Consider the following 19,260-nt stretch of genomic DNA (forward strand, 5'->3'; position numbering starts at 1 on the left):
GTGGTGGCCCGGCGCGGCCCATACCTCCGGCGTCGCCTGATCGGGTGCGAAGATCAGCATAGTCACTCGATCGGAAGGACGACATGCGTTATCGCACTCTGGGCGCCACCGGCACGGTGGTGTCGACCCTTTGTCTGGGCACGATGACCTTCGGCGCGGAGACCGACGAGGCGGGCAGCTTCGCCCAGCTGGACCGGTTCGTGGAGGCCGGCGGCACCTTCATCGACACCGCCGACGTCTACTCCGCCGGCGTCTCCGAGGAGATCGTCGGCCGCTGGCTGCGAGCGCGGCCCGGCCTGCGTGACCGGCTCGTCATCGCCACCAAGGGCAGGTTCCCGATGGGTCCGGGGGCGAACGACGCCGGCCTGTCCCGGGTACACCTCACCCGAGCCCTGGACGCCAGCCTCAAGCGGCTCGGGATCGAGGCGGTGGACCTCTACCAGGCGCACGCCTGGGACCCGCTGACCCCGCTGCCGGAGACGCTGCGGTTCTTCGACGACGCGGTCCGGGCGGGCAAGATCCGCTATGCGGGGGTCAGCAACTTCACCGGTTGGCAACTGCAGAAGGCCGCCCTGCTCACCCAGCACCTCAACCTCACCCCGATCGTGACCGTGCAGCCGCAGTACAACCTGCTGGCCCGGGAGATCGAGTTCGAGGTGGTGCCGGTCTGCGAGAACGAGGGCATCGGCATCCTGCCGTGGTCACCGCTGGGTGGCGGCTGGCTGACCGGCAAGTACCAGCGGGACAGCACGCCCACCGGTGCGACCCGGCTCGGCGAGAACCCGCAGCGCGGCGTCGAGGCGTACGCGGGCCGCAACGCCCAGGACCGCACCTGGCGGGTGCTCGACGCGGTGGGCCAGGTCGCCGGGGAATGCGGCGCGTCGATGTCGGCCGTGGCGCTCGCCTGGCTGGCGGCCCGACCGGCGGTCACCTCGGTGATCCTCGGGGCGCGGACCACGGCGCAGCTCGACGACAACCTGACCGCTGCGGATCTGGTCCTGGATGCGGAGCAGACCCGGGTGCTGGACGAGGCGAGCGCACCGCTGGTCGGTGACTACCCGTACGGCCGGGCGGGTGTGCAGCAGCGGGCACGCGACCTGCCCGTCGGCTGACCAACCCCGCGATCGGGTTGCGCTCACCCGGCAGGATGGCGCGATGAGTGCTGAACCGATCGACCTGTCGCGGGCGCTGGCCGGGTTCGACCAGTTGTGGAGCCCACGGATCGTCACCCGGGTCAACGACTACGACGTGCGGATCGCGAAGGTGGCCGGCGAGCACGTCTGGCACGCCCACGATCACACCGACGAGTTCTTCCTGGTGCTCGACGGGGAACTGCGCATCGCCCTGCGCGAAGGCGCGGACGGCGGTGAGCGGGAGGTGGTGCTACCCCGGGGCGCGGTGTTCGTCGTGCCCCGGGGTGTGCAGCACCGGCCGTTCGCGCCCGAGGGCGCGTCGATCCTGATGTTCGAACCGGCCGGCACGCTCAGCGTCGGTGACCGGCACGATCCGGTGCCGGGGCACGTGGACGCCACCACCGGCCACCGGCTCTAGGCCGCTGAGGGTGCGCCGGCGGGCGCGGCCGGGCGCGGCGCCGGGTCCGCCAGCCAGGTGAGTCGCCGTACGCCGGGCACGAGGGCGGTGCCGGCGCACGCCGCCAGCACCAAAACGCCGGCCACGGCGAGGGGTGCGGACGCGCCGACCGCGTCGGCAGCCAGCGGCGCCAGGGCGTAGCCGAGCGGCATCGCGCCCAGCGAGACCAGCCAGTCGTACGAGGTGACCCGGGCGAGGACCTCCGGCGGGATGTGGTGCTGCACCACGGTTTCCCAGACCGGGTTGAGGTAGCCCAGGGCGGTCAGGGCGACCGCGTAGGCGGCGATGACCGCCGGGGCGGGCGCCGCCGCGGCGAGCAGGAGCAGGGGCGCGGCGTAGCTGGCAAGGCCGAGGTTGGCCAGCAGCACCGGGCGGCGTAGCCGCACCCGCCCGGCCAGCAGCGATCCGGTGAGCATGCCGACCGCGCCGGCCTGCAGCAGCAGCACCCAGGTCGTCTCGCCGCCGAGGCGGTTGAGGGCGATGGCCGGCCCGAGGGTCATCAGCACGGCGGCGGCGCCGTTCCACACGCCGTGCCCGATCAGGCTGGTCCAGTACCAGTCGCGGGCGCGGACCTCGTGCCAGCCGTGCCGCAGGTCGGCCAGGATCGGGCGGCGGGGCACCGGCACGTGCCGGACCCGCAGGACCGCGAGCAGCACGGCGCTGATGGCGAACGACGTGCCGTCGAGGATGAACGCCCAGCCGGGGCCGGCGGCCCAGATGAGCGCGCCGGCCAGTGCCGGGCCGGCGAGCCGGCTGGTGTTGGCGGTGATGCCCAGCAGGGCGTTGGCGCGTTGGCGGGCGGCCGGGTCGACGGTGCCGGCGACCAGTGGGGACGCGGTCGGGATGGCGAACGCCGACGCCGTGCCGCCGAGCGCTGAGGCCAGCACGATGGTGGTCAGCGACGGGTCACCGCCGAGCAGTTCGACGCCGACCGTGAGCTGGGTCGCGCAGCGCACCACGTCGGCGAGCAGGGCGACGCGCCGGGAGTCGAACCGGTCGGCGACGACGCCGCCCAGCGGAAGGAGAAGCAGCCGGGGGACCATCGCCGCGGCGAGGACGACGGCCAGCGCGGCGGTGGAGCCGGTGGCGCGCAGCACGGCGAGGGTCAGCGCGGCGGGCACCACGGCGTCGCCGATGGCGGAGACGGTGCGGCCCAGGAAGAGCAGCCGGAAGGTGCGGGTACGCAGCGGGTGTGTCACCCCGGCAATTTACTTCGACACCGAATTTTTTGGCAACGAATATTTCGGTGCTGAGGTAAGCTGCTGACCGTGACCACCGTTGAGGACTCCGTCGATCGGCACGTCGCGCGCTGGCTGCCGGTGCTGCCCGACCTGGACACGGACGTGGAGGGCGCGGTCACCCGGATGATCGTGCTGACCCGGCACCTGCGCACGGTCAAGGAGCGGGTGCTGGCCGACTTCGACCTGCCGCCTCACGAGTACGACACGCTGCACGCGCTGGCCGGCCGACGGGGCCGGGCCGCGCCCTCGGAACTCGCCGCCGACCTCGCGGTGGCGCCCGCCTCGATCACCGCCCGGGTCGATGGCCTGATCGCCCGGGGCTTCGTGCGCCGGATTCCGTCCACCGTCGACCGGCGACGGGTGGACGTCGAGCTGACCGACGCCGGACGGGCCGCCTGGCACGGCGCGATGGACGTCTGCGCCGCGGAGGAGCACCGCCTGCTCGACGCGCTCAGCCCGACGGAGCGGCGACTGCTGTCCGACCTGCTGCGCCGGGTGCTGCTCGTCACCGAGCAGCCGAGCGGCTGACCACCCACGCCGGAAAACGCCTCGCGCCGCCCGTACCCCCCTGGCAGGGTGACCGGCGTGGCAGCTGATGCTCTGGCCGGGGCCCTGGCCGACGACGGACGGCGACGGATCTTCGCGGTGATCGTGCTGGGCGCGGACAGCGCCGCCCGGGTCGCCGAGCGCACCGGCCTGCCGACGCGCGTCGTGCACACCGGCGTGCGCCGGCTCACCGACGCGGGTCTGGTCACCGGCTCCGACGGCGCGCTCGCGGTCGACGAGGCGGCACTGCGCGCCGCGGCACGCGAGCGCCGTCCGGCCGACGACACCGAGCCGGGCGGGGACAAGGTGCTGCGCACCTTCCTGCGCGGCGGGGTGCTGGTGGGTCTGCCCGCGCAGCCGAGCCGGCGGCGGGTCCTGCTCGCCCACATCGCCGACCGGTCGTTCGAGCCCGGGGTCCACTATCCGGAGCGAGCGGTGGACGAGGCACTGAAGCCGTGGTGCGCCGCCGGCGGATCGGACCACGTGACACTGCGCCGCTACCTCATCGACGAGCTACTGCTGACGCGGGAGCGCGGGATCTATCAGCGTTGCTGATTGTTTAAACCGCGAACGATTTGGTCGCGGACCATCTTGTTAGCCTCGGTGCATGACCTCGTGCTCGCCCGCCGGCGGTCCGCCGGACCTGATGTTCCTGCTCTCCTGGGCGAGTCACGCGCTGCAGGCCGAGCACGCCGCCGGCCTGGCCGAGCTGGGCATCTCACCCCGGGCCCACTACGTGCTGGCGCAGGCCCGGGCCGGGAACCTGACCCAGCGCGAGATCGGCGAGCGGTGCGGGGTGGACAAGACGACCATGGTGGTCACGCTCGACCAACTGGAGCAGGCCGGCCTGGCCCAGCGCCGGCCCTCGCCGACCGACCGGCGGGCCCGGCTGGTGGCGGTGACGCCGGAGGGGGAGCGGGTCCTGGAGCGGGCCCGTGAGGTCGTGCGGGGGATCCAGGACGAGGTGCTCGCCAGCCTGCCGGAGCAGGACCGGGAGGCGTTGCTGCGCGCGCTCGCCACACTGGTCGGCGGCCGGCTGGCCACCACGGCAGCGCACGCTCCGGGGGGACGCGCCGCCTGCTAGTTCAGATAAAGATAGTCCCGGACGGAACTATCTGCTACGGTCTCACTCGTATCCGCCGATCGAGGAGGCCTCCCATGAGCGCGACCGTCGAACCCGCCGTCACCACCTCAACGCTGCGCCGGCGCGCGCTGGGCGTGGCCGCCGCCGTGCTGGCCTGCGTGGTCCTCTGGACCGTCGGCCGGGCGGCCGGAGTGGACTACACCGTCGAGAGCCCGGGCCAACCGGCGATGGTCATCGGGCTCGGCCCGGTCATCACGATCTCGCTGGCCTCGACCCTGGTCGGCTGGGCCGCGCTGGCCGTGCTGGAGCGCGTCACCCGGCGGGGCACGCTCATCTGGACCGTCCTGGCCGCCCTGGTGGCGCTGCTCTCCCTCCTCCCGCTGGCCGGCGTCGAGGCGAGCACCGGCGCCAAGCTGGCACTCGGCGCGATGCACGCCGCCGTCGCGGTCGTGCTGATCGCCCTGCTGCCGAACCGCACGCGATAGCACGACGGGGCCGAAACCCCGTTGACCGGCGAGTGATGATCAAGGCGTGACCACCACCGTGCGAGCCGACTGGGCGATGACCGTCGCGCCCCCCGACCACCCGGACGCGGCCACCCTGCTGCGCGAGTACATGACCGAGATGGTGGTCCGCTACCACCGCCGCCCGGCGCTGCCCGGCGAGGTCGACGAGGCGCTCGCCGAGATGCCCAGCGACGACCTGATGTCCCCGAGCGGCCTGCTCCTGCTCGCCTCCCACGGCGGCGAGCCGGCCGGCTGCGCCGGGCTGCGGTGGAAGCCCGACTGGGCGGAGCTCACCCGCGTGTACGTCCGCCGCGCGCACCGCGGCACCGGAGGCGGGGCGGCGCTGCTGTCGGCGGTCGAGGAGCACGCCCGGGCCGCCGGGGCGGACCGGATCAGGCTGGACACCCGCCACGACCTGGTCGAGGCCCGCGCCCTGTACGCCCGGCACGGCTACGTCGAGATCCCGGCCTACTCCACCGGCCCGTACGCCGATCACTGGTTCGAAAAACTGCTCCGCCGAAGTTGACGACCGCCGCCGGTCGCGCTAAATACAGAAGAGGAAGTTGAGTCACCCCGACTCAACAAGACACCTTCGGCCAGGAGAACCGAGGAGGCACGGCCATGTTGATGCGTACCGACCCGTTCCGCGAGATCGACCGGCTCGCCGAGCAGTTCTTCGGTACCACCGCCCGTCCGGCGATGATGCACCTGGACGCGTACCGCGACGGGGACTACTTCTACGCCGCGTTCGACCTGCCCGGCGTCGACCCGGACACCATCGACTGCACCGTCGAGCGCAACGTGCTCACCGTGCGGGCCGAACGGCGCCGGCCCACCGGCGACAACGTCGAACTCGTCGCGGCGGAACGCCCGATGGGCACCTTCACCCGGCAGCTTTTCCTGGGTGACACCCTCGACACCGACAAGCTCGAGGCCGGCTACGAGAACGGGGTGCTGACGCTGCGCATCCCGGTCGCCGAGCGGGCCAAGCCGCGCCGGGTGACCATCACCGCCAACGGCAACGGGCGCAAGGAGATCAACGCCTGATCGACTCCCCGGGTGGGTCGGCCGGTGCGGCCGGCCCACCCGACGGGTCGGGATACAGCGCGGCGAGCGCGCGGGCGGTCTCGACGAAGCGTTCCCGCAGCTCCGCCGGGGCGAGCACCTCGACCTCGGCGCCGAGCTTGAGCAGCTCGATGTGACCGTGCTTCAGCGACTCGATCGGCACCGTCGTGGTGAGCCACCCGTCTGCGTCCGGTGTGCCGGCCGCCTCGTGCGCCGCGCGGCTCATCGCCGGCGCGAACACGTACGAGGTCAGTGCCAACGCCGCCACGGTCATCCGTACCTCGGCCTCGGCGCGGTAGACGCTGCGCTCGTAGCGGTCGGCGTGCTCCTGCCAGCAGCGGGCCAGGTCGAACCCGGCCGGGCGCTCGGCCCGCCCGGGCAGCACGGTCAGCTCCAGGATCGCCCCGACTCGGTAGGTGCGCTCCTGCCCGTCCGCGGCGGCCACCAGGTACCAGCGCCCGGCCTTGAGCACCAGCCCGAGCGGGTCCAGGGTGCGGGTCACCTCCCGGGGCACCTGCCAGCGGCGGTAGCGCACCACGACCCGGCGGTCCTCCCACACCGCGCCGGCCAGGGCGGCCAGGTGCGGCGTCGGCTCCGGCTCGCGGAACCAGCTCGGCGCGTCCAGGTGGAAGCGCTGCCGGACCCGCCCACCCCGGTCGGCCAGATCCGCCGGAAGGGCGGCGCGCAGCTTCAACTCGGCCGTGGTCAGCACCGACCCGAGGCCCAGCTCGGCGGCCGGACCCGGCATGCCGGCCAGGAACAGCGCCTCCGCCTCGTCGGCGGTCAGTCCGGTCAGCCGGGTGCGGTAGCCCTCCACCAGGCGGTACCCGCCGGCCGGGCCGCGCTCGGCGTACACCGGCACCCCGGCGGCCCCCAGCGACTCGACGTCGCGGTAGACCGTCCGGACCGACACCTCCAGCTCCGCCGCCAGCTCGGGCGCGGTCATCCGCCCCCGGGTCTGCAGGAGCAGCAGCAGGGAGACCAGTCGACTGGCACGCACGGCCTGACGGTAGCCGGCGCCGGGCCGGGGGTGCCGGCGCGCCTACCCGGCGAACCCACCCGGAGCTGAGAACCTTTTTCACATGGTGTCTCCCGACGCTCCGGTGCTCGCCCGCCCGTCCGCCATGCCCGCCCTACCGGGCGGGCCGATGGACGTGACCGAGGCGTGGCTACGCAACCGGCGGCTGTCCGAGCACACCCGCGACGCGTACCGGCGCGACGTCGCCGGATGGCTGACCTGGTGCGCCGGGCGGGAGGTGGACCCGCTGCGGGCCAGCTTCCTGCACGTCAACGAGTACGCCCGGACGCTGGAGTCGACCCTCGCCGCGCGCAGCGGCCGGCCCCTGACCCCGGCCACCGTGGCGCGGCGGCTCTCCGCCCTGTCCAGCTGGTACGACTTCCTGGTCAAGCTCGGCGCGGTGGCGGCGAACCCGGTCTCCGGCGCCGACCGGCCCCGCATCGACCGGGACCACTCCGCCACCGTCGGCCTCACGCCGGAGGAGGTGGACGCGCTGCTCGCCGCGGCCGACGCCGACACCGGCCCCACCGCCGCCCGCAACCGGGCCGCCATCGCGCTCCTGGCCGACCTGGGCCTGCGCGTCGGCGAGCTGATCTCGCTGGACCTGACCGACCTGGGCACCGAACGGGGGCACCGCAGCGTGCGTTTCGTCGGCAAGGGCGGCAAGCCGCGCCGCCGCGCCCTCACCCCGGGCACCGCGTACGCGGTGGACGCGTACCTGGCCGAGCGGGCCGCCACAACCGGCATGCCGGTGCCGGAGCTGACCGGCCCGCTGCTGGTCACCGCCACCGGGGCCCGACTGGACCGGCACTCGGTGTTCCGGCTGGTCCGCCGGCTGGCTCGGGCCGCGGGCATCCCGGCCTGGGCGAAGCTGTCCCCGCACTCGCTGCGACACGCCTTCGCCACCACCGCCCGCTCCGAAGGCGTGCCGTTGGAGGACGTGCAGGACGCGATGGGGCACGCCGACCCACGTACCACCCGCCGCTACGACCGGGACCGGCACAACCTCGACCGCGACCCGGCGTACGCGGTGTGGGCGGCCCGGTCGCGCCGTCGCGGCTGAGCGTCACACCCGCGCCGTACGGTCGGTCGATGCGACATGGTCTGGAGATCTGCTGTGGTGGCCCCGATCTTGGGGTGTCCACTCTGGTCGAGGTGGGTGAGCTGGCCGAGCGGGCCGGCTGGGACGGGGTGTTCCTGGAGGACTACCTGATCCACCACGCCGGCGAGGACCCGCCGACCTACGACCCGTGGCTGGTGCTGACGGCGATCGCCGGGCGCACCAGCCGGGTGCGGCTGGGCACCACGGTGACCGCGTTGCCGCGCCGCCGCCCGGCGAAGCTGGCCCGGGAGGTGCTCACCCTCGACCACCTCAGCGGCGGGCGGGCCACCGTCGCGGTGGGCGTCGGTGATCCCGCCGACCGGGGCCTGGCCGCGTTCGGCGAACCCGTCGAGCTGAAGGTGTGCGCCGGCATGCTCGACGAGGGCCTCGACCTGCTGACCGGGCTGCTCAGCGGGGAGCCGGTCACCCACCGGGGTGAGCACTATCGCGCCGACGGTGTGGCCCTGCGGCCCGCGCCGGTGCAGTCTCCCCGGGTGCCGGTCTGGGTCGGCGGCAGCATGCAGGCCGGCGCGGTACGCCGCCGGGCGGCCCGCGCCGACGGCATCGTTCCGTACAAGCTCACCGACACCGGGGAATGGTCCGACTTCACCCCCGACGAGGTGCAGGCGCTGGTGGCGGCCATGCCGGCGACGCGCGCCGATGGCGCGCCGTTCGACGTGGCGGTCGGCGGCCGCCGGCGACGCCCGGACGAGCGCGCCGAGCGGGCCTACCTCGGGGAGTTGGCCTCCGCCGGAGCCACCTGGTGGCTGGAGTACGTCCCGGCCGGTGACCCGGCGACGATGCGGGCCGCGGTGGCCCGCGGCCCGCTGCGCTGATCTGTGGCGACGCCCGCCCGGTCGGACCGCGCGGTCGCCCCCTCGGTCGACCGCGCGACCGCCCCGGTCAGCCCTGCGGACGGGGGCAGATGCAGAACGGCTGCCCGATCGGGTCGATGAGCACCATCCACCGTTCGCCGCCCGGCTGGAACTCCGGCTTCGACGCGCCCGCGGCGACGAACTCCTTCTCCGCCACCGCGAGGTCGTCGACGTAGAGATCCAGGTGATAGCGCTTCTGCCCGGCCGGGTCCGGCCAGGCCGGCGGCTGGTAGCCCTCGACCAGACCGAAGCCGATGGAGGCGCCAGGGCCGCTGATCATCGCGTACTCGGCCTGGCTGTGGGTGATCTCCCAGCCGAGCAACCCGTGGTAGAAGGCGGCGTGCGCGGCAGGGTCGGAGCTGTCGAGGTTGACCATGGCGAGGTCGGCGGTTGCTGTCATGCCCGCAGTCTGCCGCCGGTACCTGCCAACCCCTGTCAGGTACGCCGGCGCGGCGTCAGCAGAGCAGGTCCAGGTGGTGGTGGGCGTCCTCGGCGATCTCCTCGTGCCGCAGCCACCGCCGCGCCCACAGCCGGGCGGCCAGCTCGGCCTGCTCGTCACCCCACGCGGCGTGCTCCACCAGCAGCGCGGTGGTCAGCGCGTACGCCAGGCGCAGCGCCAGGCCGCGTGCACCGGCCAGCACGGCCGCGCCACCCGGGTCGGCGCTCACCCCGGCGACGGTGTCGCGCAGCTCGGCGGTGACCGTGGCGAGGGTGTCGGCCAGCGCCGGCGACAGCGGCCGGGCCAGGTCCACGGCGGCGGTGAGCCGCTGCAGCAGCGGCGCCCCGGCGTCCTCCCGGGTCAGCGCGCGCAGCACGTCCAGGGCCAGCACGTTGGTGGTGCCCTCCCAGATCGGCAGCACCTGCGCGTCGCGCAGCAGCCGGGGCACGCCGGTGTCCTCGACGTAGCCGGCGCCGCCGAAGCACTCCACGTACTCGCTGGCCGAGCCGACGGCGAGCCGACCGGTGGCCAGCTTCGCCAGCGGGGCGACGATGCGCAGCTCGGCGGCGGCGGCCGGGTCGGCGCCGACCTCCACCCGGCCGAGCAGCGCGAACGCGTGCCCGGCCAGCGCGAACGCGCCCGCCGCGTCCACGGCGAGGGTGCCCAGGGTGGCCCGGTGCAGCGGGGACGCCGACAGCGGCCCGCCGGCGACGTGGCGCGTGTCGGCGTACGCCCGGGCGTAGGCCAGGCCCCGGCGCATTCCGCCGGCCGCCGCGGCGGCGTTGTGCACCCGGGTCACCACCACCAGGGTCATGGCCCGGACCAGGCCGGGCACCGCCGGGTCGCCCAGCGGCAGCGCGTACGCGTCGCGCAGGGCGATCTCGGCGGTGGGCAGCGCCCGGGTGCCGAGCTTGTCCTTGAGCCGGTGCACGGTGATGCCCGGCGCGGGCGCGTCCGGCGCGGCCCCGCCGGCCAGCGGCGAGTCGGCGGCGTAGCGGGGAACCAGGAACGGGGTGAGCACCCGGCTGCCCCGGCCGGCGCCCTCCGGTCGGGCCAGCGCCACCGCCATCGCCGCGTCGGCGGCCGAGCAGAACCACTTCTCGCCGGTCAGCCGCCATGAGCCGTCGGCGGCGGGCCGGCCGATGGTGGTGGAGCGGCCCAGGTCGGAGCCGCCCTGCGACTCGGTCATCCACTGCCCGCTGGTGATCGCGGTGGCCGGGTCGGTCGAGACCAGCCGGGGCAGCCAGGCGTCCCGTACGTCGGCGTCGACCTCGGGGAGGCTCAGCAGCGCCGCCGCGCCGTCGGCCATCGCCACCGGGCAGGAGAACACCGCCGACTCGGGACCGTACAGGTGCAGCAGGGCGTGTTGCACGACCCGCGCGGCGGCGCCCCAGGTGCCCCGGGCCTCGGGCAGGTAGGGCAGCGCGACCACGGCGTGCCGGGCGGCGGCGGCCCGCTGCGCCTGCCAGCCCGCGGAGGTGTGGATGCGGTCCACCCGGGCGCCCCACGGGTCGTAGCGGACCAGTGCCGGCGGGTGGGCTTCGGCGTCGGCGTGCGCGGCGCGCAGCGGGCCGGTGACGTCGGCGGCGAGGTCGGCGAGGCGGCCCTTGGCGGCGGCGTGCCCCGCCGGGCCGAGGTGACGCTCCAGCCAGGATCGCAGCAGGCTGTCATCGGCGTACGGGTCGGCCGGCGGGGTCACCGGCTGCACGAAGCGGGTCATCGGCGGGCTCCTGGCACATGCTCGGGGGTGTGCGCCGACGGTAGACGATGCGTGGCCGCTCGGAACAGGCCACGCGGCCGGCCGATTTTCGGCATGTAGCGCTGCGGCCCGGTGCTGTTCTCTACGGTCGGTAGGCGTGGGTGCCGGGCAGTCGTGGAGCCGACCGGCCCGGCGGCGCCGCCCGATGCGCACCGGGCTGGCCTTCGCCGGGTTCGGGGTGGCGCTGTGCTGCGTCGGGGTGGCCGGGTTGGGCGCCTGGAACCTGCAGACGGTACGCGGGGCCGCCGGCCCGGTCCGGGAGACCGCCGACGGGTTCCTGCGGGAGGTGACCGCCGGGGACACCGCCGGGGCGTACGAGCGGCTCTGCGCCGACGCGCGTGGCCGCTGGAGCCCGATCGGCTTCACCAGTTGGGTACGCACCCCACCGGTGGTCAGTGACTACGAGATCACCGACGTGTCGGTCGCCACCGAGGGTGGACGCCCGCGCGGCACCGTGACGGTGCGGTTGACCCGCGACGGCGGGGTCAGCGAGGAACGGCGGCTGCCGGTGGTGCGCGAAGGCGACGACTGGCGGGTGTGCGGTGACCCGTTCTGAACCACCGCTCGACGAGCCGGTACGCCGTCGGCTGCTGCGCCAGCGCCAAGGGGTGGAGCCGACCACGTCCACCGAACTGTTCTTCGACCTGGTCTACATCTTCACCGTCACCCAGCTGTCGCACTACCTGATCGAGCACCCGACGTGGCGCGGTGCCGCGCGGACGGGGCTGCTGCTGGCGCTGGTGTGGTTCGTCTGGGTCTACACCGCCTGGGTGACCAACTGGCTGCAACCGGACCAGGCGCCGGTGCGGGCGCTGCTGCTCGCGCTGATGCTGGGCAGTCTGCTGCTGTCGGCCGCGATTCCGGAGGCGTTCGGCGAGACCGGCCTGCTCTTCGCCCTGGTCTACGTGGCCGTGCAGGTGGGCCGTACCGCGTTCGGGTTGTGGGCGGTGCAGGGGCATCCGTGGCTGAGCGGCGGGTTCCAGAAGACGCTGCTGTGGTTCGGCGGCACGTCGGCGTTGATGGTGCTCGGAGGGTTGGCCGGCGCTGGCGTACGGGAGGCGCTGTGGGGGGCGGCCATCCTGCTCGAGCTGATCGGCCTGTCGACCGGGTACCCGGTGCCCCGGTTGGGGCGCAGCCGCACCGAGCAGTGGGAGGTGGAGGGCGGGCACCTGGCCGAGCGGTGCCAGGCGTTCATCCTGATCGCCCTGGGTGAGTCGATCCTGGTCACCGGGAGCACCCTCGCGCAGCGGCTGGACCTGGAGACCTCGGGGGCGTTCGTGCTGGCCTTCGCCGGGTCGGTGGCGCTGTGGTGGGTGTACTTCGCCCGCTCGGCGCCGGCCGCGACCGCGGTGATCGCGCGGGCCGGTACGCGCACCGGCGGACTGAGCCGGGTGGCGTTCAACTACCTGCACCCGGTGATGGTCGCCGGCATCATCGTGACCGCCGCGGCCGACGAGCGGTTGCTGCGTGAGCCGGGCGCGCCGACCGGCACCCTCACCGCGCTGTTCACCCTCGGCGGCCCGGCGCTGTTCCTCGCCGGGCACGGCGCGTACAAGGCGGTGCTGTGGCGGGCCCGGCCGACCAGCCGGCTGGTGGCGGTGGTGGTGCTGCTGGCGCTGATGCCGGTGTGCGTGGGCCTGGCGGTGCCCGTCGCGGTGTGCGCGGCGCTGGCGACGGCGGTGACCGTCGCGGTGATCGTGGCCGACCGGTTCCGGGTGCGCGCTCAGCGGTCGGTGGTCGCCGGGCCGAGGTCGCCGCTGCGGTAGTGCCGCCGGCACAGCACCTGGTAGCGCACGTCGGCGCTGTCCATGGTGTCGCCGATGACGACCTGCGCGCCCTCGCGGACCACCCGTCCGCCGACCACCCGGGCGTTGAGCAGCCCCTCCCGACCGCACCAGCACAGCACCTCGACCTGGATGCGGGCGACCTCGTCGGCCAGTTCGAAGAGTCGCTGCGCGGCGGGGAACAGGCAGGAGCGGAAGTCGGTGGCCAGGCCGAAGGCGTACACGTCCACGTCGTAGCTGTCCACCAGGTCGGCCATCTGCTCGACGTGCGCGACGCTGTAGAAGCTCGCCTCGTCGCAGATCAGGTAGTCCACCCGGACGCCCTCGGCCCAGGTGTCGCGGACCAGGGTGCGCAGGTCGAGGGAGTCGGTGACCTCGATCGCCTCGTGGGCCAGGCCGATGCGGGTGGTGATCTTCGGGCCCAGCGACCGGTCGATGCGGGTGGTGACCAGGCCGCGGCGGCCCTGCCGGGAGTGGTTGTGGTTCATCTGCAACGCCATGGTCGACTTGCCGCAGTCCATCGGACCCCAGAAGAACTTCAGCGCCGCCGCGTGCAGCGGTCGGCCGTCCACGCCCCGGGCGGCGGCGCAGCCGGCGCGGGTGTGGTCCGGGCCGGGCAGCGGGCGGGCCAGGCAGGTCAGGGCAGCGGCGTCGTCGGTCACGTCGGGGCAGCCTAGTCCATCGACCCGGCCCGATCGGGGCGGTCAGAGCACTCGGGGCGGGGTGTTCCCGGCGGCGACGATGGCCCGGCGGATCGGCACGGCCAGCAGGAGCAGGAAACCGACCACGAAGAAGATCAGCAGTGAGACCAGGCCCACCCGGTAGGAGGCGGTGAGCTGGAACACCAGGCCGAACGCGAGGGGCCCGAGCCAGCTCGTGCCCTTGTCGCTGATCTCGTAGAAGCCGTAGTACTCGCCCTCCTTGCCGGCGGGGATGAGCTGGCTGAACAGCGACCGGCTCAGCGCCTGGCTGCCGCCCAGGACCAGACCGATTCCCGCGCCGAGGATCATGAACGGCACCGGCTTCTCGGCGGGCAGCCGGAACGCGGCGATGATCACACCGGTCCAGAGCACCAGACTGAGCAGCACCGTCTTCCAGGCGCCGACGCGCCGGGCCAGCGCGCCGAGGCTCAGCGCGCCGCCGAAGGCGAGGAACTGCACCAGCAGGATGGTGACGATCAGGGTGCTCTGCTCCAGCCGCAGTTCCTCGGTGCCGTACTGGCTGGCCAGGGTGATGACGGTCTGGATGCCGTCGTTGTAGACCAGGAAGGCGAGCAGGAAGAACAGGGTCAGCGGGTACGCCTTGACCTCCCGCAGCGTCCGGCCGAGCTGCCGGAACCCGTCGGTGAGCACGTTGCCGCCGACGCGAGCCGCCAGCGCCGCCGCGGTGGGGCGCTCGCGCAGCCAGCGCAGCGGCACCAGGGTGAACGCCGCCCACCACACCCCGGCGGACACGATCGACCAGCGGGCCAGGTCCAGGGTGCGCTGCGGGTTGTCGTCCTCGCTGAGCAGGGTGACCGCGACCAGGTTCAGCGCCAGCAGCAGGCCGCCGCCGAGGTAGCCCAGCGCCCAGCCGCGGCTGGAGATGCCGTCGCGCTCGTCGGGGCCGCCGAGCTGCGGCAGGAACGAGTTGTACACCACGAGAGCCGCGCCGAAGGAGATGTTGGCGATCAGGAACAGCGCCCCGCCGAGCAGGTAGCGGTCGCCGGTCACGAAGGCCATCGCGATGGTGGCGCCGGCGCCGGTGAACGCGGCGCCGGCGAGCAGCCGCTTCTTGTGCGCCGACCGGTCGGCGATCGCCCCGATCACCGGCAGCACGAACACGGTGAGGAACACCGACAGCGAGATCAGATACGGGTAGTAGGAGCCGGCGGCGACCCGGATGCCCAGCGGGTGCACGTACCCGTCGCAGTCGTCCGCGCCGAGTTCGCAGCCGGCGGCCAATTCGGCGACGGTGGTGAGGAACGGGCCGAGGAAGACCGTGATGACGGTGGTCTGGAACGCCGAGTTGGCCCAGTCGTAGACGTACCAGCCGGTGCGTTCACGGCGGGTGCTCGCCGGGGTGTCGTCCACCGTGGGGGTCACGGTCTCGGCCATCGGTGGTTCCTTCGACGCTCAGGCGGCCCAGTGGCCGCGGCTGCGGTAGACGTCGCGCAGCACGCCGACGTGATCGGTCATGATGCCATCCACACCACGATCCAGTAAGTCGTGCATCTGGGCGGGTTCGTCGATCGTCCAGACGTGCACCTGCAGGCCGATGCGGTGGCAGTAGTCGAGGAACCGGCGATCCACCACGGGCACCCGCCCGTAGCGCGGAGGCACCTGCGCGGCGACCACCGACGGGGGCAGCCGCAGCGGGCGCCCGTGCAGCGAGGCCAGCCGCAGCCGGGCGACCCCGCGCATGCCCAGGCCGGTGGCGACGCGTCCTTCGGTGAGTGCGCGCAGCCGGGTCAGCCGGGCGTCGCTGAACGAGGCGAGCAGCACCCGGTCGGCGGCGCCGGCCCGGGTCACGGTGGCCACCGTCGGCTCGACGCCGCCGTCGGCCTTGACGTCGATGTTGAAGCGGACCCGCGGCCAGGCGCCCAGCACCTCGTCGAGCCGGGGTACGACGGCGGCGCCGCCGACCCGCACCGAGGCCAGGTCGGCCCAGCGCAGGTCGGCGATGCGTCCCGCCTCGCCGGTGACCCGTTGCAGCGTCGGATCGTGGAAGATCACCGCCACCCCGTCGGCGGTGGCGTGCACGTCGGTCTCCACGTACCGGTAGCCCAGCCCGATGGCCCGGGCGAACGCCTCGGTGGTGTTCTCGTCACCGTCGGCGGCGCCGCCGCGGTGGGCGAAGGCCAGCGGCGCGGGCGCGTCGAGGTAGCCGGGTCGGGTCGGCACGCGAGGCAGTATGCCTGCCGCCGGTGCAGCGGCGGTGACCTGCCGGCGACAATCAGCTCTGGGGCACCGGAGCGCCGGTGTGTCCGTCGAGCACCTGCCGCTCGCCAAGGGGTTCGTCGAGCGTCACGTGCAGGGTGAGCGGCTCGGCGTAGTCGCCGCCGGTCCAGAGCATCGGCTGCCGCGCGGTCACGTGCAGCACCACCCGGTCGCTGGCCTCGTCGGCGTCGACGCGTACGAGCTCGAAGTCGGGGTGCAGGTCGACGTACACCAGCAGCAACAGTGGGTCGAAGGTGGTGTCGAAGGAGATGACAGCCAGGTCGAACTCCTCGGACTGACGGACGGCGAAGAACCCGCCGGTCAGCACGACCGCGGCCACGGCGAAAGCGAGCGCGGCCCGACGGCCCCTGGCGAGGCTTCGCACCATCGAGCCAGCGTCGCACGGCAGTGGCGCGCGCCGCGACCCCGTCGTACCGCGCGGCGGTTCTCAGGCCAGCCAGCCGCCGGTCAGGCGGGCGACCGCGCCGCCGTCGGTGTCGGCCAGCTTGACCCCGACGAACTGCCGGGCGGCGTCGGAGGTCTGCACCCGCACCGGCGGGGCGGGGTCGGCCAGGGTGGCGACCACCACCGCGGCGGCGTCCGCCGACGACTGCGCGGCCGCGAACGCCTGCCCGGTACGCGCCAGGTACGCCCGCAGGGCCGGCCCGTACACCCCGGCGGCGGCGATGGCCGCCTCGGCGTCGATGTCGATGTTGGAGACGAACTCGCTCGCCACGGCGCCCGGCTCGACGACGGTGACCCGTACGCCGGTGGTCGCGGCGAGCGGGGCGAGGGATTCCATGAACCCCTCGACGGCGAACTTGGCCGCGCAGTAAGCCTCGTTGAACGGCTGCCCGACGACCCCGCCGACGCTAGAGACGGTGACCAGGCGGCCGCGGCTGGCGCGCAGGTGCGGCAGGGCGGCGTGGCTGACGTGCAGCACGCCGAAGAAGTTGACCTCCATGACGGCGCGCACCTCGTCGACGCTCTCCTGCTCCAGGGTGCCGACGTGCCCGGCGCCGGCGTTGTTGACCACCGCGTCGAGCCGGCCGTACGCCGACATCACCTCCGCCACGCACGAGTCCACCGCCGTGGGTCGGGTGACGTCGAGCCGGCGTACGTCGATCAGGTCGGCGACGCCGGCGCTGTCGGCGGCGTCGCGCAGCCGCTCGGCGCGGCCGGGGTCGCGCATGGTGGCCACGGTGCGCCAGCCGGCGCGGGCGCAGCCCAGCGCGATCTCCAGCCCGATGCCGGTGGACGTGCCGGTGATCAGCACCGTCTGCTCGCTCATGTGCTCCTGCTTTCGTGGTGGGCGCTTGCGGGCAGAGTCTCATCGTTCGAGCGCGCTCGAAGGCAAATCCGCGCCGGTTGCCGCCGTCCGGGGAGATCTACTAGGTTCGGTGCCGTGACTGCCGGGTCGGCCATGGGCCACGAGCGGACAGGGCACCCGGCGAGCGCGTGAGCCCGGGGCGGGCCCGGGGCCCGCCGCTGCTTCGCCACCCGCCGAGCGGGTCCCCCCTTTCCGGGGCACCCGCGAGCTGCCTCTCGTCGCACCCGCGACTCATGGGCGCTCCTTCGCGCGCGCCGTCGCCCCGTGTGGCCGACGGGCCCGCCCCTGTCCTCACCTTCGGTCCGCCGCGGCGGATCCACCCTTGCGGGAGTCACATGTCGAACAACGTCAATCAGCAGGTCATCGAGGAGTTCCGCGCCAACGGCGGCCGGGTCGGTGGTTGGTTCGAAGGAGCGCGGTTGCTCCTGCTGACCACCACCGGGGCTCGCAGCGGGCATCCGCACACCACGCCGCTGGGCTATTTGCCCGACGGCGGCGAACGGGTCCTGGTCATCGCCTCGGCCGGCGGGGCGCCCCGCGATCCGCAGTGGCTGCGTAATTTGCGCGCCGATCCGCTGGTCACCGTGGAGGACGGCGTCTTCACCTACCGGGCCCGCGCCGAGGTGCTCGCCGGGGGCGAACGGGACGCCGTCTTCGCCCGGGCGGCGCAGGCGGACCCGGGCTGGGCCGACTACCAGCGGCGGTCCGGGCGGGTGCTGCCCGTGGTGGCGGTCACACCGCTGCCGGGGCCGCCCACCCCGTCGGCCGGCTCGCCGGGTGCGGCGCTGACCAGCGTGCACGACGCGTTCCGGCGGGAGTTGGCGCTGATCCAGCAGGAGGTCGAGCGGGGCGCCGGCGCGGTGGGCGCGCAGCTGCGGGTGAACTGCCTGACGCTGTGCCAGGGGTTGCGCAACCACCACCGGGGCGAGGACGAGCGGCTCTTCCCCTGGCTCGCGCAGGGGCGGCCGGAGCTGGGCGCGGTGTTCGACCGGCTCGCGGCCGAGCACCGGGCGATGGCGGTGCTGCTCGACGAGCTGCGCGCCGTCCTGAGCGCCCCGAGCGTCGGCCAGGAGGTGCTGCGCCGCGAGGTGGGCCGCCTCACCGACGAGGTGCGCGCGCACCTGGCGTACGAGGAGGAGCAGGTGCTGCCGCTGCTGGAGGCTTCGGCCTGAGCCGGGCCGGTCAGGGCTGGCCCGAGGGCCGGCCCGACCGGCGTCGGTGCACCCGACTGAGGTCGGCGGGGCGGCCCGGGTCGACGTGCCGGGGCAGGTCGGGTTCGTCGGGGCGCAGCGGGGCCAGGTTGTCGGTGAGCGCGTCGATGATCCGGTCGGTGGCCCGTCGGGCCGCGCCGGGGGTGGCGGCGGCCACCTCGCCCAGGTCGACGGGCGGGCCGAAGTGCACCCGGATCACCGGGCGGCGCCACAGCGCGCGGGCGGCGCCGCGCAGCATTCCCCTGGGCGCCCGGTAGGGCAGCACCTCGTGGGCGCCCCACTGGGCGACCGGGATGACCGGGGCGTCGCAGGCCAGGGCGAGGCGGGCGGCGCCGGTCTTGCCGCGTTCGGGCCACATGCCGGGGTCCAGGCCGATGCGACCCTCGGGGTAGATGAGGATCACCGAGCCGCCTGCGACGGCGGTGGCGGCGTCGTCGAGGGCCCGGTGCACCGCGTTGGTGCCCCGGTCGACGCGGATGTGCCCGGCGCGGCGCATGGCGGCGCCGAGCACCGGGGCGCGGAACAGGCCGGCGGTGGCCATGATCCGGGGGGCGACACCGCGGGTCTGGCAGGCCGCGGCCATGACCACCGGATCGAACGGGCTGATGTGGTTGGCGGCCAGCACCAGCGGGCCGCGGCGCAGGTGCTCGGGGACGTCGCCGGTGACCTCGAGGCGGGCCAGCAGGCCGACCAGGGCCCGGGCGAGCAGCTGAGCGCCGCGCCAGATCAGCGGCGGTTGCCAGGTGGAGTGCGCGGTGTCCATCAGCGCGCCATCGTCGCACGCGCCACCGG

General features: G+C 74.2%; 23 protein-coding genes. 13 read left to right on the forward strand and 10 right to left on the reverse strand.

Features of this window, described 5'->3' with window-relative positions; translation table 11 throughout:
• Window positions 1–83 precede the first annotated feature (83 nt).
• Window positions 84–1,112, forward strand: a complete 1,029-nt coding sequence (locus ACFOW4_RS05485) for an aldo/keto reductase (RefSeq protein ID WP_377525087.1) — start codon at window positions 84–86, stop codon at window positions 1,110–1,112.
• A 43-nt stretch (window positions 1,113–1,155) separates the two neighbouring features.
• Window positions 1,156–1,551 (forward strand): cupin domain-containing protein, encoded by a 396-nt coding sequence (locus ACFOW4_RS05490; RefSeq protein ID WP_377525088.1) that lies wholly within the window; start codon window positions 1,156–1,158, stop codon window positions 1,549–1,551.
• On the opposite strand, the gene ACFOW4_RS05495 is transcribed toward ACFOW4_RS05490, so the two are convergent.
• Window positions 1,548–2,789 carry an MFS transporter gene (locus ACFOW4_RS05495; RefSeq protein WP_377525090.1) on the reverse strand — a complete coding sequence of 414 codons (1,242 nt, stop codon included), beginning with the start codon at window positions 2,787–2,789 and terminating at the stop codon, window positions 1,548–1,550. The genes ACFOW4_RS05490 and ACFOW4_RS05495 overlap by 4 nt on opposite strands.
• Window positions 2,790–2,858: 69 nt before the next feature.
• Between ACFOW4_RS05495 and ACFOW4_RS05500 the strand changes: the two genes are divergently transcribed.
• The 6 genes from ACFOW4_RS05500 to ACFOW4_RS05525 all read left to right on the forward strand — a co-directional run bounded on the left by ACFOW4_RS05500 (window position 2,859) and on the right by ACFOW4_RS05525 (window position 6,014).
• Window positions 2,859–3,359, forward strand: coding sequence for a MarR family winged helix-turn-helix transcriptional regulator (locus ACFOW4_RS05500; RefSeq protein WP_377525091.1), 501 nt, complete (start codon window positions 2,859–2,861; stop codon window positions 3,357–3,359).
• A 57-nt stretch (window positions 3,360–3,416) separates the two neighbouring features.
• Window positions 3,417–3,932 (forward strand): DUF2087 domain-containing protein, encoded by a 516-nt coding sequence (locus ACFOW4_RS05505; RefSeq protein WP_377525093.1) that lies wholly within the window; start codon window positions 3,417–3,419, stop codon window positions 3,930–3,932.
• 52 nt (window positions 3,933–3,984) lie between these two features.
• Window positions 3,985–4,461: a MarR family winged helix-turn-helix transcriptional regulator gene (locus ACFOW4_RS05510; protein ID WP_377525094.1), complete on the forward strand. Its 477-nt coding sequence runs from the start codon at window positions 3,985–3,987 to the stop codon at window positions 4,459–4,461.
• A 74-nt stretch (window positions 4,462–4,535) separates the two neighbouring features.
• Window positions 4,536–4,946, forward strand: a complete 411-nt coding sequence (locus ACFOW4_RS05515) for a DUF6069 family protein (protein WP_377525095.1) — start codon at window positions 4,536–4,538, stop codon at window positions 4,944–4,946.
• Window positions 4,947–4,992: 46 nt separating this feature from the next.
• Complete coding sequence (locus tag ACFOW4_RS05520; RefSeq protein WP_377525096.1) at window positions 4,993–5,493, forward strand: GNAT family N-acetyltransferase; 501 nt, start codon at window positions 4,993–4,995, stop codon at window positions 5,491–5,493.
• A gap of 95 nt (window positions 5,494–5,588) precedes the next feature.
• Complete coding sequence (locus ACFOW4_RS05525; protein ID WP_377525098.1) at window positions 5,589–6,014, forward strand: Hsp20/alpha crystallin family protein; 426 nt, start codon at window positions 5,589–5,591, stop codon at window positions 6,012–6,014.
• Here the strand turns inward: ACFOW4_RS05525 and ACFOW4_RS05530 are convergent.
• Window positions 6,004–7,032 carry a helix-turn-helix transcriptional regulator gene (locus tag ACFOW4_RS05530; RefSeq protein WP_377525099.1) on the reverse strand — a complete coding sequence of 343 codons (1,029 nt, stop codon included), beginning with the start codon at window positions 7,030–7,032 and terminating at the stop codon, window positions 6,004–6,006. The two genes, ACFOW4_RS05525 and ACFOW4_RS05530, sit on opposite strands and share 11 nt — an antisense overlap.
• Before the next feature lie 82 nt (window positions 7,033–7,114).
• Here ACFOW4_RS05530 and ACFOW4_RS05535 point away from each other — a divergent pair, with 82 nt between their 5' ends.
• Window positions 7,115–8,113: a tyrosine-type recombinase/integrase gene (locus ACFOW4_RS05535; protein WP_377525100.1), complete on the forward strand. Its 999-nt coding sequence runs from the start codon at window positions 7,115–7,117 to the stop codon at window positions 8,111–8,113.
• 29 nt (window positions 8,114–8,142) lie between these two features.
• Complete coding sequence (locus ACFOW4_RS05540; protein ID WP_377525102.1) at window positions 8,143–8,988, forward strand: LLM class flavin-dependent oxidoreductase; 846 nt, start codon at window positions 8,143–8,145, stop codon at window positions 8,986–8,988.
• Window positions 8,989–9,055: 67 nt separating this feature from the next.
• On the opposite strand, the gene ACFOW4_RS05545 is transcribed toward ACFOW4_RS05540, so the two are convergent.
• Together ACFOW4_RS05545 and ACFOW4_RS05550 are read right to left on the reverse strand one after the other, a co-directional pair.
• Entirely contained in the window at window positions 9,056–9,427 is a 372-nt protein-coding gene (locus tag ACFOW4_RS05545; RefSeq protein ID WP_377525103.1) for a VOC family protein, read from the reverse strand.
• 55 nt (window positions 9,428–9,482) lie between these two features.
• Window positions 9,483–11,186, reverse strand: a complete 1,704-nt coding sequence (locus ACFOW4_RS05550) for an acyl-CoA dehydrogenase family protein (RefSeq protein WP_377525105.1) — start codon at window positions 11,184–11,186, stop codon at window positions 9,483–9,485.
• A 184-nt stretch (window positions 11,187–11,370) separates the two neighbouring features.
• Between ACFOW4_RS05550 and ACFOW4_RS05555 the strand changes: the two genes are divergently transcribed.
• Both ACFOW4_RS05555 and ACFOW4_RS05560 read left to right on the forward strand, forming a co-directional pair.
• Window positions 11,371–11,781 (forward strand): hypothetical protein, encoded by a 411-nt coding sequence (locus ACFOW4_RS05555; protein ID WP_377525219.1) that lies wholly within the window; start codon window positions 11,371–11,373, stop codon window positions 11,779–11,781.
• A complete protein-coding gene (locus tag ACFOW4_RS05560; RefSeq protein ID WP_377525106.1) occupies window positions 11,768–12,991 on the forward strand; it encodes a low temperature requirement protein A in 1,224 nt (407 codons plus the stop codon). Before ACFOW4_RS05555 ends, ACFOW4_RS05560 begins: the two co-directional genes overlap by 14 nt.
• Here ACFOW4_RS05560 and ACFOW4_RS05565 read toward each other — a convergent pair.
• From ACFOW4_RS05565 to ACFOW4_RS05585, 5 genes are read right to left on the reverse strand one after another with little or no spacing between them, the layout of a single operon-like run.
• Window positions 12,949–13,671 (reverse strand): thymidine kinase, encoded by a 723-nt coding sequence (locus ACFOW4_RS05565; protein ID WP_377525108.1) that lies wholly within the window; start codon window positions 13,669–13,671, stop codon window positions 12,949–12,951. The genes ACFOW4_RS05560 and ACFOW4_RS05565 overlap by 43 nt on opposite strands.
• 42 nt (window positions 13,672–13,713) lie before the next feature.
• On the reverse strand, window positions 13,714–15,105 hold the full coding sequence (locus tag ACFOW4_RS05570; RefSeq protein ID WP_377525109.1) for an MFS transporter: 1,392 nt from the start codon (window positions 15,103–15,105) through the stop codon (window positions 13,714–13,716).
• Between the two features lie 18 nt (window positions 15,106–15,123).
• Window positions 15,124–15,891: a glycerophosphodiester phosphodiesterase gene (locus tag ACFOW4_RS05575; protein WP_377525111.1), complete on the reverse strand. Its 768-nt coding sequence runs from the start codon at window positions 15,889–15,891 to the stop codon at window positions 15,124–15,126.
• A gap of 52 nt (window positions 15,892–15,943) precedes the next feature.
• The gene (locus tag ACFOW4_RS05580; RefSeq protein WP_377525112.1) at window positions 15,944–16,315 is read right to left on the reverse strand and encodes a hypothetical protein; all 372 of its coding nucleotides are present in this window, start codon (window positions 16,313–16,315) and stop codon (window positions 15,944–15,946) included.
• Window positions 16,316–16,375: 60 nt separating this feature from the next.
• Window positions 16,376–17,218 carry an SDR family NAD(P)-dependent oxidoreductase gene (locus ACFOW4_RS05585; protein ID WP_377525114.1) on the reverse strand — a complete coding sequence of 281 codons (843 nt, stop codon included), beginning with the start codon at window positions 17,216–17,218 and terminating at the stop codon, window positions 16,376–16,378.
• Window positions 17,219–17,592: 374 nt separating this feature from the next.
• On the opposite strand from ACFOW4_RS05585, the gene ACFOW4_RS05590 reads away from it, so the two are divergent.
• Window positions 17,593–18,429: a nitroreductase/quinone reductase family protein gene (locus ACFOW4_RS05590; protein WP_377525115.1), complete on the forward strand. Its 837-nt coding sequence runs from the start codon at window positions 17,593–17,595 to the stop codon at window positions 18,427–18,429.
• A 10-nt stretch (window positions 18,430–18,439) separates the two neighbouring features.
• Here ACFOW4_RS05590 and ACFOW4_RS05595 read toward each other — a convergent pair whose 3' ends face one another.
• A complete protein-coding gene (locus ACFOW4_RS05595) occupies window positions 18,440–19,231 on the reverse strand; it encodes a lysophospholipid acyltransferase family protein (protein ID WP_377525221.1) in 792 nt (263 codons plus the stop codon).
• Window positions 19,232–19,260: the final 29 nt, after the last annotated feature.

Origin of the sequence: Micromonospora sp. GCM10011542 (genome assembly GCF_042650685.1) — a bacterium.
Lineage (GTDB): Bacteria > Actinomycetota > Actinomycetes > Mycobacteriales > Micromonosporaceae > Micromonospora.